15 protein-coding genes are annotated in these 15,306 nt (G+C 73.5%); 5 read left to right on the forward strand and 10 right to left on the reverse strand.

Going from position 1 to position 15,306, the window contains the following annotated elements; translation table 11 throughout:
- Window positions 1–66: 66 nt before the first annotated feature.
- From O2W15_RS02210 to O2W15_RS02220, 3 genes are all read right to left on the reverse strand, one after another.
- On the reverse strand, window positions 67–930 hold the full coding sequence (locus tag O2W15_RS02210) for a type II secretion system F family protein (RefSeq protein ID WP_269178208.1): 864 nt from the start codon (window positions 928–930) through the stop codon (window positions 67–69).
- A complete protein-coding gene (locus tag O2W15_RS02215; protein WP_269178209.1) occupies window positions 927–2,174 on the reverse strand; it encodes a CpaF family protein in 1,248 nt (415 codons plus the stop codon). The genes O2W15_RS02210 and O2W15_RS02215 overlap by 4 nt, the downstream gene beginning before the upstream one ends.
- 452 nt (window positions 2,175–2,626) lie before the next feature.
- On the reverse strand, window positions 2,627–3,094 hold the full coding sequence (locus tag O2W15_RS02220; RefSeq protein WP_269178210.1) for a hypothetical protein: 468 nt from the start codon (window positions 3,092–3,094) through the stop codon (window positions 2,627–2,629).
- A 360-nt stretch (window positions 3,095–3,454) separates the two neighbouring features.
- Between O2W15_RS02220 and O2W15_RS02225 the strand changes: the two genes are divergently transcribed.
- Entirely contained in the window at window positions 3,455–4,720 is a 1,266-nt protein-coding gene (locus tag O2W15_RS02225; protein WP_269178211.1) for a DUF3152 domain-containing protein, read from the forward strand.
- A gap of 122 nt (window positions 4,721–4,842) precedes the next feature.
- Window positions 4,843–6,282 (forward strand): sodium/glutamate symporter, encoded by a 1,440-nt coding sequence (locus O2W15_RS02230; RefSeq protein ID WP_269178212.1) that lies wholly within the window; start codon window positions 4,843–4,845, stop codon window positions 6,280–6,282.
- Here O2W15_RS02230 and O2W15_RS02235 read toward each other — a convergent pair whose 3' ends face one another.
- Complete coding sequence (locus O2W15_RS02235; RefSeq protein WP_269178213.1) at window positions 6,283–7,821, reverse strand: acetolactate synthase large subunit; 1,539 nt, start codon at window positions 7,819–7,821, stop codon at window positions 6,283–6,285.
- A gap of 99 nt (window positions 7,822–7,920) precedes the next feature.
- Between O2W15_RS02235 and O2W15_RS02240 the strand changes: the two genes are divergently transcribed.
- Window positions 7,921–8,580 (forward strand): DNA alkylation repair protein, encoded by a 660-nt coding sequence (locus tag O2W15_RS02240; protein WP_269178214.1) that lies wholly within the window; start codon window positions 7,921–7,923, stop codon window positions 8,578–8,580.
- Here O2W15_RS02240 and O2W15_RS02245 read toward each other — a convergent pair whose 3' ends face one another.
- The 3 genes from O2W15_RS02245 to O2W15_RS02255 form a co-directional block, all read right to left on the reverse strand.
- A complete protein-coding gene (locus tag O2W15_RS02245; RefSeq protein WP_269178215.1) occupies window positions 8,581–8,889 on the reverse strand; it encodes a hypothetical protein in 309 nt (102 codons plus the stop codon).
- 19 nt (window positions 8,890–8,908) lie between these two features.
- Window positions 8,909–9,832: a quinone oxidoreductase family protein gene (locus tag O2W15_RS02250; protein ID WP_269178216.1), complete on the reverse strand. Its 924-nt coding sequence runs from the start codon at window positions 9,830–9,832 to the stop codon at window positions 8,909–8,911.
- A gap of 120 nt (window positions 9,833–9,952) precedes the next feature.
- Window positions 9,953–11,149 (reverse strand): acyl-CoA dehydrogenase family protein, encoded by a 1,197-nt coding sequence (locus O2W15_RS02255; protein ID WP_269178217.1) that lies wholly within the window; start codon window positions 11,147–11,149, stop codon window positions 9,953–9,955.
- Window positions 11,150–11,271: 122 nt separating this feature from the next.
- On the opposite strand from O2W15_RS02255, the gene O2W15_RS02260 reads away from it, so the two are divergent.
- Both O2W15_RS02260 and O2W15_RS02265 read left to right on the forward strand, forming a co-directional pair.
- The gene (locus O2W15_RS02260; protein WP_269178218.1) at window positions 11,272–11,988 is read left to right on the forward strand and encodes a hypothetical protein; all 717 of its coding nucleotides are present in this window, start codon (window positions 11,272–11,274) and stop codon (window positions 11,986–11,988) included.
- A gap of 16 nt (window positions 11,989–12,004) precedes the next feature.
- Window positions 12,005–12,415: a DUF4190 domain-containing protein gene (locus O2W15_RS02265; protein WP_269178219.1), complete on the forward strand. Its 411-nt coding sequence runs from the start codon at window positions 12,005–12,007 to the stop codon at window positions 12,413–12,415.
- A gap of 15 nt (window positions 12,416–12,430) precedes the next feature.
- On the opposite strand, the gene O2W15_RS02270 is transcribed toward O2W15_RS02265, so the two are convergent.
- Genes O2W15_RS02270 through O2W15_RS02280 form a run of 3 tightly spaced genes read right to left on the reverse strand, consistent with a single transcriptional unit; the run spans window position 12,431 to window position 15,289 of the window.
- Window positions 12,431–13,384 carry an HpcH/HpaI aldolase/citrate lyase family protein gene (locus O2W15_RS02270; RefSeq protein WP_269178220.1) on the reverse strand — a complete coding sequence of 318 codons (954 nt, stop codon included), beginning with the start codon at window positions 13,382–13,384 and terminating at the stop codon, window positions 12,431–12,433.
- A 58-nt stretch (window positions 13,385–13,442) separates the two neighbouring features.
- Entirely contained in the window at window positions 13,443–14,411 is a 969-nt protein-coding gene (locus tag O2W15_RS02275) for a DMT family transporter (RefSeq protein ID WP_269178221.1), read from the reverse strand.
- Window positions 14,408–15,289 carry a PhzF family phenazine biosynthesis protein gene (locus O2W15_RS02280; RefSeq protein ID WP_269164869.1) on the reverse strand — a complete coding sequence of 294 codons (882 nt, stop codon included), beginning with the start codon at window positions 15,287–15,289 and terminating at the stop codon, window positions 14,408–14,410. The genes O2W15_RS02275 and O2W15_RS02280 overlap by 4 nt, the downstream gene beginning before the upstream one ends.
- Window positions 15,290–15,306 lie beyond the last annotated feature (17 nt).

Below are 15,306 nucleotides of genomic sequence, written 5' to 3' on the forward strand. Positions count from 1 at the left end.
ACACCGCGCCGCTCCGCGGCCCGTTCGCTCCGCTCCTCGCTCGCTGGCGCTCGCTGCGATGCTCACTCACTGGAGCACCCGCACGTCCTCGGGCAACCGCCCGATCTTCAGCATCAGCCGGTAGGCCAGCAGGCACACCCCGCCGCCGATGAGCAGCAGCGCCGTCCCGACCGGGCTGTCGTAGGCGGTCAACGTCTGCTGCTGGGTGGCGAGCAGGAGCAGCACCACCCACGGCGCGGCCACGGCCAGCCGGGCGGCCTGGATCACCCAGCCCTGCCGGGTCTCCAGCTCGGCACGGGCCCGGGCGTCCTCGCGGAGGAACGCGGCCAGGGTGCGCAGCACCCGGCCCAGGTCGCTGCCGCCCACCTCGCGGGCCACCCGCAGCGTCTCCACGATCCGGTCGCCCACCGGGTCGGCCAGGTCGTCCTTCAGCCGGTCGAGGGCGTCACTGAACCGGCCGCTTGAGCGGTGGTCGGCGGCGAACCGGGCGAAGGAGCCCCGTAGCACCTCCGGGCCACGGACGGCGAGCGCGGACAAGGCCTCGGGCAACGAGAGCCCGGCGCGCACCGCCGACGCCAGGTTGTCCACGACCTCCGGCCACACCTCGCGCAGGTCGGCCCGGCGCTTGGCGGCCAGCCGGCGCACCAGCAGGTACGGCACCGCCGAGCCGAAGACGCCGAACGCCAGGCTGATCGTCACCGTCTGCGTGGTCAGCAGCACCAGCAGGAGACAGGCGATGCCCAGGGCGACCTGCAGGGCGAGCAGCTGGGCGGAGTTGATCCCGGTGAGCCCGGCGGCGGCCAGCAGCTGCTGACGCCGTCCCGGCCGGGACGTGCCCGCCCGCCGGACCGGCGCCCGGGCGCCGCTGCGCCAGATCAGCAGCAGACCGACGCCGAGGGCCAGCCCGAGCAGGCCGCCGGGCACGCTCACGCGGTCCGCCGCTCGTCCGGGTCACCCAGCAACGCGGCCAGGTCGAAGCCGTGGGCGGCGTACCGGTCGGCGTGCGGCGGGTAGCCGTCGGCGCGGACCAGCCGTCCGTCGCGGGTGGTGAAGACGTCGGCGGTCTCGACGACGCTGCCCTCGGTGCGGCCGGACAGCGCCACCACCTCGCGCAGCCGCCGCGCACCGCTGGGCTCGGTGCCCACGTGCACCACGAGGTCGACGCTGGAGGCCACGGTCGGGACGACGAAGGCGTGCCCGATGTTCTCCCCGGCCAGCAGCGGCAGGGTGCACATCTTGACCACGGCCTCCCGAGCACTGTTGGCGTGCAGGGTGCACATCCCGGGCAGGCCGCTGTTCAGCGCGATCAGCAGGTCCAGGCACTCCTCCTGGCGGACCTCTCCGACGACCAGCCGGGAGGGCCGCATCCGCAGCGCCTCCTTGACCAGCCGGCGCAGCGGGATCTCTCCGGCGCCCTCGAGGTTGGCCTGCCGGGTCTGCATCGCCACGACGTCGGGCAGCGGCACCCGCAACTCGAAGACCTCTTCGCAGGTGACCACCCGCTCGCGGGCCGGCACGGCCGCGCACAGGCAGTTCAGCATCGTGGTCTTGCCGGCCTGGGTGCCGCCGGAGACCAGGATGTTGAGCCCGGCGGCGACCGACGCCTCCAGGAATCGGGCCACCTGCGAGGTCAGCGTGCCCAAGGCGACCAGCTCGTCGAGCGAGTGCGCCTGCAGCACGAACTTCCGGATGTTGACCGCCATGTGCCGGCGCGTGACATCCGGGATCACGACGTGCAGCCGCGACCCGTCGGGCAGCATCGCGTCGACGAACGGGGTGGACATGTCGATCCGCCGACCCGAGCTGCGCAGCATCCGCTCGACCAGGTCCGCCAGCTGCCCGGCACCCAGGATCGTCGTCGTCAGCTCGCTGCGACCCCGGCGGGCGACGAACACCCGGCCCGGCTCGTTGACCCAGATCTCCTCGACCTCCGGGTCGTCCAGCCACCGCTGCAGCGGCCCGTAGCCAGCCACCCGGTCCAACACGTCACGGACGACGCCCTCCGGGTCACCGACCGGCGGCAACGTCGAGGACAGCGAGCGCTCGGAGTAGTCGGCGACCACGTCCCGCACCAGCATCCGCACCGGCCCTGGATCGCCGAACGGGTCCAGCCCCCGGCGCCGGATCAGCTCCCGGACCTCGCCGTCGACGAGATCGACGGCAGAGCTCGCCACCGGCACGACACCCCCGTTGAGCAGCCACTTGGTCAGATGAGTGCCGTGACTGTAAGGGGACGATCCGGTCTCGCGGGAAGCCCTGTGGACAAGGAGTGACTGCTCACCCGGACGGTTCACCCGATCAAGCGACGCCTGCGTCGACATCCACTCGACGCCAGCGTCTCTGGACGCGGCTCTCTACGTCATCGCCGGCGTGACCCCCACATCCACCCCCGCGCGCTGGCGATGAGCCCGGCGACCGCGCGAGCCCACGTCGGCCGGGTGCTCAGCACGCTCGGCGCCCGCGACCGGGCGCAGCTCGCCGCCCTCGCCTGGCGCACCGGCCTGCGCTCACGGGCCTGAGGTCGCGAGCCGGCGCCCTGACCTGTCGATCCGCCGGTTGAGTGCAGTACCTGTAACGAATGCCGGGCCACCTCCCCGAGTGGGGGGCGGCCCGGCATCGGAGCCGATCAGGCGCGAGTGGCGCCGTGCGGCCCCTCTGGCCGTGCGGCGTCGTCCTGTCGGCCGGCCTCGTGGTCCTCGACCACCTCGCGCCGGTCGCCGTCCTCGAGGCGGGCGTGGCCGCCCTCGGACTGCGCCAGCCCCGGGGCGAGCTTCTCGGCCTTGGCCTTGAGCTCCGCGGCCCGCGACCGTTCCTGCTGCGCGTGCACGGTGTGCTCGTGCGCTTCCTTCTCCGCCAGCGCGGTGCGCTCCTCGACCTCGGCGCGCTCCCGCTGGGCCCGGGCGGCCTGCTCGTCAGCGAGGGCCTGCTCTTCGTCCGCGCGGGCGGCGAGCACCTCTGCCTCCCGCAGGTGCTCGAGGGCCTGCTCGCGCTTGCGCTCCTTGCTCGCCCCGCCGCGCTTGGTGATCGCCAACGCCACGAGCGCCAGCACGATCAGCACGGCGATGACGATGACGACGATCAGCCAGGTGTCCACGGGGTCCTCCTCGGATGGTGGCCCACAGGTGCCCCGTGTTGATCAACGGGAAACCCGGCCCCACAGGGGAGACGGTCGTGCTCGCGATCGCCACGAGCGACCCCCGACTCCTGTCAGCCGCGGTGGTTACCGTCGCTGTACCGACGACGTTCTTGCGTTCCCGCTAGTCAGCGGCGCGCTCGGTAGCAACGCCCTCCTCTCGGCACACCGGAGGGCTCGCGGACCACGAGGTCCGCTCGCTACGGTGCGGGAGGAAGGTAAGCGGGGCCGGCGCCGCACACCCTCGATCCGGACCGACTCCGCGCGGGAGGACACGCGCAGGAGCGCCACCGTGGTCCCTGCGCAGGGATGAGGTGGCAGATGAACCGGTACGCGACGACCGTCCTGGCCGCACTGATCGCGATTGCGACGGTGCTGGTCCCGGGCGCCAGCACGGCCCAGGCTGCAGAACGGACGATCACCTACACCGTGTCCACGCGCGGCTCGGTCGCCGGCGACCTCGGGCACTTCTCCGCCGTGGCGGCCGACACGCTGACCGACAACCGCGGCTGGAGCCTCGGCGGCACGCTCGCCTTCCAGCAGGTCCCTTCCGGCGCCGACTTCGACCTCGTCCTCGCCTCGCCCGCCGTGGTCGGGAACGCCGCACCCGGGTGCAGCAGCACGTGGAGCTGCCGGGTCGGGCGCACCGTCTACATCAACGACGAGCGGTGGCGCCTGGCCACGAGCTCCTGGGCCTTCGGGCTCCCGCTGTACCAGCAGTACGTGATCCTGCACGAGGTCGGGCACTGGCTCGGCCTCGGGCACCGGGACTGCCCGACCGGGGGTCAGGCGGCCCCGGTGATGCAGCAGCAGTCCATCTCGCTGCAGGGCTGCCTGGCCAACGTCTGGCCGCTCATCGCCGAACGGGAGCAGGCCGCGCGAACTCAGGGCGTGTCGGTGAACTGGTCGGCCATCGAGCAGTTGTACCGGGCGTTGGGCGAGGCCGGTGGGCTGCTCGGGCCCCCGGTGACCTGGGAGCTGTCGACCCCGGACGAGGTCGGCCGGTACCAGCACTACGCCGGTCAGGGCGGGGCCTCGATCTACTGGACCCCCAGCACCGGAGCCCACGAGGTCTACGGCGGCATCCGCGCCCGCTGGGCCGAGCTGGACTGGGAACAGGGCCCGATGGGCTACCCGATCACCGGCGAACGGGCCACCCCCGACGGCGTCGGCCGCTACAACCACTTCAGCCGGCCGAGCGGCGCCTCCATCTACTGGACCCCCAGCACCGGAGCCCACGAGGTCTACGGCGCCATCCGCAACCGCTGGGCCGAGCTGGACTGGGAACAGGGCCCGATGGGCTACCCGATCACCGGCGAACGGGCCACCCCCGACGGCGTCGGCCGCTACAACCACTTCAGCCGGCCGAGCGGCGCCTCCATCTACTGGACCCCCAGCACCGGAGCCCACGAGGTCTACGGCGCCATCCGCAACCGCTGGGCCGAGCTGGACTGGGAACAGGGCCCGCTGGGCTACCCGGTGAGCGGGGAGTACGACGTCGAGGGCGGGCGCCGCAGCGACTTCCAGGGCGGGTCCATCGTGTGGGACCGGGCCACGGGCAGCACCGAGGTGCTGTCGGCGGACTGATCGCCGACCGCACGGCCGACCGGGGGTTGTCGGCGAGCCCGTGAGCCGCCAGGGTGTACGCACCCGTCAGGGACCACCCTGCGCGACCGGTCCCCGACTCGGATCTCCCCGAGGGAGGCACCGTGTCCGCCGACGTCATCGGACTCAGCCTGCTCGTGCTGGGCGTCCTGCTCCTGGTCGCCAAGCTCGTCCGGATCCGGTCGCGGATCGCCCAGAAGCTCTTCCTCCCCAGTTCGATCATCGGCGGCTTCCTGGCCCTGCTGATCGGCCCGGAGGTGGTCGGCTCGATCGCCGAGGCGATCGGCGGGCCGGACGCGCCGCTGACCGGCGGGCTGTGGCCGGAGGAGTTCCTCGACGTCTGGGCGTCGCTGCCCGGCCTGCTCATCTCGGTGGTCTTCGCGACGCTGTTCCTCGGCGAGCGCATCCCCAAGGTGAAGGAGGCGGCCGAGCTGGCCGGCCCGCAGCTGGCGCTCGGCGTCACCATGGCGTCCGGCCAGTACGTGATCGGGCTGCTGCTCGCCGTCCTCCTGCTGGTGCCCTTCCTCGACCAGGACCCGATGGTCGGGGCACTGATCGAGGTCGGCTTCGAGGGCGGGCACGGCACCGCGGCGGGGCTGGGCGACACCTTCGCCGAGCTCGGCTTCCCCGAGGGGCAGGACCTGGCGCTCGGCCTGGCCACGGTGGGCGTCGTCGCCGGTGTCGTCGTCGGCATCGCGCTGATCAACTGGGGGGTGCACACCGGCCGCGCCGAGGTGCTGGAGAGCGATGCGAAGACCTCACTGGCCGAGCAGCGCGGGCTCTACGAGAAGGAGGAGCAGAAGCCGGCCGCGATGCTGACGGTGCGCACCGCCTCGGTCGAGCCGCTGGCGATCCACTTCGCCGTCGTCGCCGTGGCGATCCTGCTCGGGCTCGCCCTGCTGGAGGCGCTGCAGGCGCTGGAGCGGCTGCTGTGGGCCGACACCGTCGAGCTCTTCGAGTACGTGCCGCTGTTCCCGCTGGCGATGATCGGCGGCGTCGCGGTGCAGAAGCTGGTCGACCGCTTCGACCACACCGGCATCGTCGACCGGCAGATGATGTTGCGGATCCAGGGCATCGCCCTCGACCTGCTGATCATCAGCGCGCTGGCCACGCTGTCCATCCAGGCGATCGCGAACAATTGGGTGACGTTCCTGCTGCTCGCCATCGCCGGGCTCGCCTGGAACGTCGGGGTCTTCGTCTTCCTGGCCCGCCGGATGATCCCGCGGTTCTGGTTCGAGCGCGGCATCGGCGACCTCGGGCAGTCCCTCGGCGTCACAGCCACTGGGCTGATCCTGATCCGGGTGGCCGACCCCAACGCGGCGACCCCGGCCATGGAGGCGTTCGGCTACAAACAGCTGGCCTTCGAGCCCTTCTTCGGCGGCGGCCTGGTCACCGCGGCGTCGCTGCCGCTGATCGCCCAGTTCGGCGCGGTGCCGCTGCTCGTCTTCATGGCCGTGCTGCTCGCCGTGTCGCTGGGGATCGGCATCTTCTACTTCGGCCGTCGCTCCCCGGCCGAGGAGGAGGCCCGGGTCGCGGACACCTGATCAGCCGCGCGGGAGGACGGCGTCGATCAGGTGCGGCCCGGGCTCGGCCAGCGCGGCGCGGAACTGCTCGGCCAGCTCCTCGGCGGTGGTGGCCCGGGTCGCCGGCACGCCCATCCCGGTGGCCAGCGCGACGAAGTCCAGCGCCGGACCGCCCAGGTCCAGCAGCTTCCCGGCGCGCTCTCCCCCGCCGGCCGCCCCGACGTTCTCCAGCTCGCTGGCGAGGATCGCGTAGGCGCTGTTGTCGCAGATGACCGTGGTGACGTCGAGCCCTTCGCGGGCCTGGGTCCACAGCGCCTGGATCGTGTACATCGCGCTGCCGTCGGCCTGCAGCGAGACCACCGGCCGGTCCGGGCAGGCCACGGCGGCGCCGGTGGCCACCGGCATCCCCTGCCCGATCGCCCCGCCGGTGAGGGTCAGCCAGTCGTGCGCCGGCGCCCCGACGGTCGCCATGGGGAGGAAGTAGCCGCTGGTCAGCGCCTCGTCGACGACGATCGCCCGTTCGGGCAGCAACGCGCCGACCACCTCGGCCAGGGCCTTGGTGTCCAGCTCGCCGGTGGGCAGGTCCGGACGGCGGGCCTCGGCCAGTTCCGGGACGGCGTCCGGTGCAGTCGACTCGGCCAGGGCCTGCAGCGCCGCGACGGCGTCCTCCCCGGGCTCGGCGAGCACGTGCACCGTGCAGCCCTCGGGCAGCAGCCGGCCGTCCATGCCGGGGTAGCCGAAGAACGCCACCGGCTCCGCGGCGCCGACCAGCACCAGGTGCTGCACGCCGTCCAGCTGCTTGCGGGCGCCCTCGGGCGGATAGGGCAGCTTGAGCACGTCGGGCAGCCCGGCCCCGCGCTGCATCCGCGCGGGGGACCGCTGGGACAGCAGCCGGGTACCGGTGCCCGCGGCGACCTGGGCAGCGGCCCGCAGCCCGGGCTCGAGCACCGCGTCGCCGCCGAGGAAGAGCACCGTCGAACCGCCGAGCACGCCGGCCACCTCCGCCACCACGGAGGCCGGCACCTGCGGGGCCGGGCGCCGGGCCGGGACGGCGGCCACCGCGGCGCCGTCGCTCCAGGAGACGTCGGCCGGCAGCACGAGGCTGGCCACCTGGCCGCGGGCGGCGGCGGCGATCGCGTCGGCGGTGTCCGCACCCACCTCGCTGGTGGCCAGCGACCGGCGCACCCACCCGGACACCGTGCCGGCCAGCGCGTCGATGTCGGACTCCAGCGGCGCGTCCAGCCGCTTGTGGGTCAGTGCGTGGTCGCCGATGACGTTGACCAGCGGCGTCCGTGCCCGGCGGGCGTTGTGCAGGTTGGCGATGCCGTTGCCCAGCCCCGGCCCCAGGTGCAGCAGCGTCGCCGCCGGCGAGCCGGTCATCCGCGCGTACCCGTCGGCGGCGCCGGTGGCGACCCCCTCGAACAGGGTGAGCACGGCCCGCATCTCCGGCACGTCGTCCAGGGCCGCCACGAAGTGCATCTCCGAGGTGCCGGGGTTGGCGAAGCAGACGTCCACCCCGCCGTCGACCAGGGTGCGGATGACTGCCTGCGCGCCGTTCACGGGACCTCCCGACCAGGGCCGCGCACCGGCGGGCGACCTCCCCGGCAGCCTCGCACGAGGACTCCCGCCGGGCGATCCGACTGCGGCAGGATCGCCGGCATGGCCGCTGACCTGGTCCCGGAGGTACGCGCCGCGCTGCGGGCGGCGGCCGACCCCGAGCGGGGCCGCGGCATGCAGGCTTACCTGAAGACGGCGGAGCCCTGCCTCGGGGTGCGGCTGCCCGACGTCCGCCGGATCGTCCGGGCCGCCGCGGCCGCGCACCCACCGGACGTCGAACGGGCCGCCGGTGCGCTGTGGCGGGAGGCGACCGTGCGGGAGGAGCGGCACGCCGCCATCGCGCTGACCGGCCTGCCCGTCGCCCGCGGTGCCCTGGAGCTGCTGCCGCTGTACGAGGAGATGATCACCACCGGCGCGTGGTGGGACCTGGTCGACGGGGTCCAGCCCCGGGTCCGCGACCTGCTGCTCGCCCATCCCGCGCCGCTGCGACCGGTGCTGCAGGGCTGGGCGCGCGACCCGGACCGGTGGCTGCGGCGCAGCGCCGTGATCGCCCAGCTCGGCGCGAAGGAGCGCACCGACACCGCGCTGCTGGCCGAGGTGATCGAGGTCAACGTCGCCGACCCGGAGTTCTTCGTGCGCAAGGCGATCGGCTGGGCGCTGCGCGAGCACACCAAGACCGACCCCGACTGGGTGCGCCGGTTCCTGGCCGAGCACGAGCTCAGTCCGCTCTCCCGGCGGGAGGCGGCCAAGCACCTGGGCTGATCAGCCGGCCGACCCGCAGCAGTCGCACTCCCCGGCGCACTCCCCCGCCGACCGCCGGGACCTCACCGACCGCCAGGACAGCACCGACCACCGGGACTCCGCCGACAGCAGCGACCCGATCGACAGCCAGGACGCCGCCGACCCGATCGACGTGCTCGACCCGATGCTGAACAGCGAGCAGGACGAGCCGATGCTGCCGATCGACAGCACCGAGCCGACGCTGCCGATGGACAGCACCGACCCGGTCGAGCTGATCGACAGCACCGAGCGTTTCGACCAGAGCGAGCCCCACGAGCGCCTGCGTCTCATGCGGGCCTTCCTATCGCGATCAGAAGGTGAGGACCAGACGTCCCCGCACGCCGCCGGCCTCGAGCCGCCGGTGCGCCTCCGCGGCCTTCGCCGCCGGGAAGGTCTGCGCCACGCGGAGGGTGATCTCACCCTTCTCCACCTGCTCGCGCAGCCGGTCCAGCTTGGCGTGCTCCTCGGCGTAGTCGCGCACCATAACCGGGAACACCCGCAGGTCGCGCTGCCCGTCGCCGCGGTAGCCGCGGACGGTCGCGACGGCCCCGCCGTCCTTGACCGCGGGCAGCACGGCGGCGTCCTGCACCGAGCCGTCGGCCAGCCCGTCGACGCCGTCGGGGAACTGCTCGCGGATCCGGTCGGCGACGTCGTCCCCCCGCCGGACGACGACGTCGGCACCCAGGTCGCGCACCAGCTGCTCGTCCTCGGCCTTGGCGTCGGCCACCACGGTCAGCCCCTCGGTCTTGGCCAGCTGGACGACGTAGCCGCCGAACGCCCCGGCCGCGCCGGTCACCGCGAGCACCTGGCCCGGCTGGAGCGCCATCCGGTCCAGAGCGAGCCGGGCGGTGAGCCCGTTCATCGGCAGCGTGGCCGCCGCGGCGTCGCCGACGCCCTCGGGGACGCGGGCGATCGAGCCGGCGGGCAGCACGACGTCCTCGCGGTAGCCGCCGTGCGCACCGGACGGGACGACGATGCCCATCACGTGCTCGCCGGCGTGGATGTCGGTGTCCGCGCCGTCGCCGATCTCGGACAGCGTGCCGGCGACGTCCATCCCCGGCACGTAGGGGGGCTCCTTGACCGGGTCACGCTGGGCGTAGGTGCCGTTGCGGGCGTAGGTGTCGGTCGGGTTGACCGCCGCCGCCGTGACCCGGACGCGCACCTGACCCGGACCCAGCGGCTCCCGGGGGACGTCGACCAGGCGCAGGGCCTCCGGACCACCGAACTCCGTCACTCCTGCAGCTCTCATGCCCGGTGCAAGGCGCCCACCCGCCCCGCTGTTCCGCCCACCCCGCCGTTCCACCGGCCCCCGGCCCCACCAAAATGGCCATTTTGGTGGGAGCGGGGGGACGGGTCAGCGCTTGCTGGCGTACTCCTTGAGCAGGCCGCGGCTGATGATCGTCTTCTGGATCTCGCTGGTGCCCTCGCCGATCAGCAGGAACGGTGCCTCGCGCATCAGCCGCTCGATCTCGTACTCCTTGGAGTAGCCGTAGCCGCCGTGGATGCGGAAGGACTCCTGGGTGACCTCGCTGGCGAACTCGCTGGCCAGCAGCTTGGCCATGCCGGCCTCGACGTCGAAGCGTTCGCCGGAGTCCTTCAGCCGGGCCGCGCGCACCATCATCGTGTGGGCCGCCTCGACCTTGGTGCCCATCTCGGCGAGCTTGAAGGCGATGGCCTGGTGCTGGGCGATCGGCTTGCCGAAGGTCTCCCGCTGCTGGGCGTACTCGATGGCCAGCTCGAAGGCCCGGATCGCGACCCCGCAGCCACGGGCCGCGACGTTCACCCGACCGACCTCGACGCCGTCCATCATCTGGTAGAAGCCGCGGCCGGGCTGCCCACCCAGGATCTTGTCCGCGCCGATCCGGAACCCGTCGAAGCTGGCGTCGGTGGTGTCGATGCCCTTGTAGCCCATCTTGTCGATGCGCCCGGGGATGGAGAAGCCGGGCAGTCGCTCACCCAGGCCCGGGGTCTTCTCCACCAGGAACGTGGTCATGTTCTTGTACGGGGAGTCGCTGCCCTCGTCGGTCTTGACCAGGAAGGCGACCAGGGTGGCGTTCTCGCCGTTGGTCAGCCACATCTTCGAGCCGTTGATCACGTACTCGTCGCCGTCGCGGGTTGCCTTCGTCCGGATCGCCGCGACGTCGCTGCCCAGCTCCGGCTCGGACATCGAGAACGCGCCGCGCAGGTCGCCGGTGGCCATCCGCGGGAGGTACTCGGCCTGCTGGTCCGGGGTGCCGTGCTGGGTGATCAGGTGCGCCACGATGAAGTGCGTGTTGATGACGCCGGAGACGCTCATCCAGCCGCGGGCGATCTCCTCGGCGACCAGGGCGTAGGTCAGCAGCGACTCCCCCAGCCCGCCGAACTCCTCAGGGATGGTGAGCCCGAAGATCCCCATCTCCGCCAGGCCCTCGACGATCTCCGTCGGGTAGACGTCCCCGTGCTCCAGCTCCTGGGCCCTGGGGATGATCTCCTTGTCCACGAAGCGGCGGACCGTCGACAGGATCTCGGTCTGGACGTCGGTCAGGTCCGCGGTCTGGGCCAGGCGGGTCATGCGCACACTCCTCGGGACGACGGTGTCTCGGTTACTGGCGAGTACGTCGCGAGTATGGAGCACTCCCGGCCCGGTTCCTCCGGCGTCCCGGCCGCACAGCTGTGGCGGTTACCGTCGCGGCGGTGAAGCACCGTCGCCGCCTCCTCGTCCCCGCCGCCGTGGCCCTCCTGACGCTGGCCGGGTGCGGGGCGGCCGAGGACGCCGACGACGGTGCGGCCGCCCCGGGCACCGCCGAACCCGCCCAGGGAACTGCCGAACCCGCCCCGGCCGACGCAGCCGCCGCAGCCGCGGCGACGGCCGACCCGGCCGCCGCGCAGGACCCGGCCGAGGCGATCGTGGCCACCGCCCTGCGGGCCGCCGACCTGCCGGAGGGCTGGTCGGTGCAGGCCAACCCGGTCCCCACGGACGCCGACCTGGCGGGGAACCCGAGCCTCGAGGGCATCTGCGGCTACCCGTTCACCTCCGAGTCGCAGCGGACGGCGAAGCAGCCGGTGGTGGGCCTGGACCCCGCCGGCACCGCACAGCTGTCGTCGGAGGCGATCGCCTACGCGACCCCGGCCGCGGCGACGACCGCGGTGCAGGAGCTGGTCCAGGCGTTCGGCGGCTGCCCAGAGGAGGAGTACACGTTCGAGCCGGGCCCGAGCGCCGAGGGCCTGGCCGCCAACAGCGTCGTCTTCCAGTACCGCCTCGCCGACGGCACGACCCAGGTCACCCTCGCCCAGGCGCGGGGGCAGGTGCTCTCGGTGCTGGTCGGCGAGGACCCGGAGGTCACCGCCGCCGCCGGCCGGTCGATCGCCACCCGCATCGCCGCGTTGCCTGCCGAGGCGATCGGCGCCTGACCGGCACACTGACGCCGTGAGCCAGGACGACTTCTACCGCGGGGACCCGCCGCCGTCCGGCGCCCCGCCGGGGTACGGACCGCCCGCGTACGGACCTCCCGGCCCGCCCGCGTACGGCCCCCCGGGGTACGGACCTCCCGGGTACGGACCTCCCGGGTACGGCCGGTCTGCCTACGGCCCCGGCTGGCAGCGGCCGACCAACCAGCTCGCGATCGTGGCCCTGTTCACCGCCTTCGTGTTCGCCCCGGTCGGCCTGGTGCTCGGCCTGGTGGCCGGCCGGCAGGTCCGGCGGACCGGCGAGAGGGGCGGCGGACTGGCGGTGGTCGCCGTGATCGTCGGCGGCATCGCCACGACCTTCATGGTCATCGGGCTGGTGGCCTACATCTGGGTGCTCGCCTCGATCAGCGAGGGCGCGTTCGCCCCCTGAGCGGCGACCCGCCGGTCAGCCCTCCGGCGGGGTGAAGGTCGAGGTGCGGGACATCCCGGCCGCGCGGCCCTTGCCGGCGATCACCAGCGCCATCTTCCGGCTGGCCTCGTCGATCATCTCGTCGCCGAGCATCGCCGAGCCCTTCTTGCCGCCGGCCTCCGACGTCGCCCACTCGTAGGCGTCGAGGATGAGCTCGGCGTGGTCGAAGTCCTCCTGGGACGGCGCGTAGATCTCGTTCGCCGCGTCGATCTGCCCCGGGTGCAGCACCCACTTGCCGTCGAAGCCGAGCACCGCCGAGCGCTTGGCCACCTCCTCGAACGCCGGCACGTCGCGCACCTGCAGGAAGGGGCCGTCGATGGCCTGCACGCCGCGTGCGCGGGCGGCCATCAGGATCGTCATCAGGATGTGGTGGAAGGGGTCGCCCGGGTAGTCGGGGTGCAGGGCGCCCACGACGAGCGACTTCATGTTGATGCTGGCCATGAAGTCGGCCGGGCCGAAGATGATCGTCTCGATCCGGTCGCTGGCGAAGGCGATGTCGTTGACGTTGATCAGGCCCTGCGCCGTCTCGATCTGCGCCTCGATGCCGATCCGGCCGACCTCGAGCCCGTTGCTCTTCTCGATCTGCGTGAGCAGCAGGTCCAGCGCCTTCACCTGGGCGGCGTCGGCGACCTTGGGCAGCATGATGCAGTCGAGCTCGGCGCCGGCGCCCTCCACGACCTCGACCACGTCGCGGTAGGTCCACTCCGTCGTCCAGTCGTTGACCCGGACGGTGCGGATCTTCTCGCCCCACCCACCCTCGTTCAGCGCCGCGACGATGTTCTTCCGCGCGCCTGGCTTGGCCAGCGGGGCGCAGGCGTCCTCGAGGTCCAGGAAGACCTGGTCGGCGGGGAGGCTCTTGGCCTTCTCCAGGAACCGGGGGTTGCTGCCCGGGACGGCGAGGTTGGAACGACGGGATCGGAGCTGGGCCACGGTGCCTCCGCTGCTGGTCGGGTCGACGTTGTTACCGGAGAGTAGCGACGTCCCGGCGCTACACCGGGTCGGCCTCCGGCGTCGGGCGCCCGGCCCGGATCACCAGCGCCACCCCGATCACGACGGCGACCATCCCCGGCAGGGCCAGCAGCGGCGGGGCCTGCTGGAGCAGCACCAGCGCGACCAGCAGCGCACCCGGCACCTCCAGCAGGACCGCCAGCCCGACCACCGTCGGGCCCACCGAGGAGAGCACCAGGTTCAGCAGCGTGTGCCCGAGCAGCTGCGCGCAGACGGTGATCGCCGCGATCAGCCACCAGTCCCGCGCGCTGAACCCGGCCAGCGGCACCCCGACGACCAGGGCGGCGAGGGCGAGGACGGCGGCGCAGGTCGAGTAGCAGACGACGGCGTACGCCGAGGTGGTCAGCCGCTCCCGCGCGCGGGCTCCGGCGAGCATGTAACCGGCGGCGCAGATGGCGCCCAGCAGCGCGAGCCCGTCACCGGCCAGCGCGGTCCAGGACACGGTGACGTCGACGCCGGCGATCAGTGCGGCGCCGAACACCGCCAGGGCCAGCCCCCACCACACCTGCCGGGGCAGGCGGACGCCGGAGACGCGGGCGGCCAACGCCGTCCAGATCGGCGTCGTCGTCACCAGCGCGGTGGAGGCGGCGACCGTCGTCATCGACAGGCTGGGCAGCCAGGCGGCGAAGTGGGCGGCCAGGAACAGCCCGGCGACGACGGAACTGACCAGCTGCCGGGCCCGCAGCCCGGTCAGCGTGGAACGTTCGCGCAGCAGCAGGACCGGCAGCAGCAGCACCGCGCCGGCGGCGTTGCGCCAGAAGGCGATGGCCAGGAACGAGGTGGTCACGAGCGCGGTGAGCGGCCCGGAGAAGGACACCCCGATGACGGCCACCGCCATCAGCGCGACGTCCCGGCCACCCGGCCGGTGCACCGCCCAGGGCGACACCGACGGGGCGGCGGCGCCCACCCGGCGCGCCGGTGACCGGGGCGGGGCGGCGGGATCGGTCACCGCGCCGGGACCCGGATGGTGCCGCTGGCGATCGGCAGCACGGTGCCCGCCACGGTGGCCGCGGTGGCGACACCGCCGGCGGTGGTGACCGTGCAGGACAGCACCGAGGGGCGGCCGAGCTGCTCACCCTGGCGGACCGTGTACCCCGCCGTCCCGTCCGCCGGCACCAGGCCGGCCGCGGCCAGCCAGACCCCCGTGCCCAGCGCCGCCGACCCGGTGGCCGGGTCCTCGCCCCAGCGCAGGTCACCGGCGAACACCCGGGCGTACGCGGTGGCCGTGCCGGCGTCCCAGCTCAGCACCGACACGCCCTCCCCCACGCCGAGCCGGTCCAGCGCGCCCTGGTCCGGGCGCGCCAGGTCGACCGCGCCCGGCTGCACCGCCAGGTACGCGAAGGGCAGGCCGCACCCGGCCACGTGCACCGGGGAGTCGGCCAGGTCGCCGGCGGACAACCCCAGCGCAGCCGCCAGGACGGCGGGGTCCGGCCCCGGGTCCAGGGTCGGCCGGCCGCCGCCGAGGGTCGCCCCGGCGTCGTCCACCGTCAGGTCCAGGACGCCGACGCCGCACTCCTGGCGCACCCGCCCGGCCGGCAGCCGCCCGGCGCGCACCAGCGTGTGCGCGGCCCCGACGCTGGGGTGCCCGGCGAAGGGCAGCTCGGCGAACGGCGTGAAGATCCGCACCCGGTAGTCGGCGTCCGCGGCGGTGGGTGCGCAGAGGAACGAGGTCTCCGAGAGGTGGAACTCGAAGGCCAGCGCCTGGCACTGCTCGGTGCTCAGCTCGTCGGCGTCGAACACCACCGCCAGCGGGTTGCCTGCGTAGGGCCGGGGCGCGAACACGTCCACGACCTCGTAGCTGAGTCGATCGGGTCCCGGAGCCGCCACGACGGCGACGGTAGCCT

Source organism: Modestobacter sp. VKM Ac-2979 (genome assembly GCF_026967995.1).
Lineage (GTDB): Bacteria > Actinomycetota > Actinomycetes > Mycobacteriales > Geodermatophilaceae > Modestobacter.

What these genes read in the sequence shown, in the direction of transcription:
- O2W15_RS02225 (WP_269178211.1), top strand. Translation starts at nt 3,455, where the DNA reads ATGAACCGGTACGCGACGACCGTCCTGGCCGCACTGATCGCGATTGCG.
- O2W15_RS02240 (WP_269178214.1), top strand. Translation starts at nt 7,921, where the DNA reads ATGGCCGCTGACCTGGTCCCGGAGGTACGCGCCGCGCTGCGGGCGGCG.
- O2W15_RS02245 (WP_269178215.1), bottom strand. Translation starts at nt 8,889, where the DNA reads ATGAGACGCAGGCGCTCGTGGGGCTCGCTCTGGTCGAAACGCTCGGTG.
- O2W15_RS02255 (WP_269178217.1), bottom strand. Translation starts at nt 11,149, where the DNA reads ATGACCCGCCTGGCCCAGACCGCGGACCTGACCGACGTCCAGACCGAG.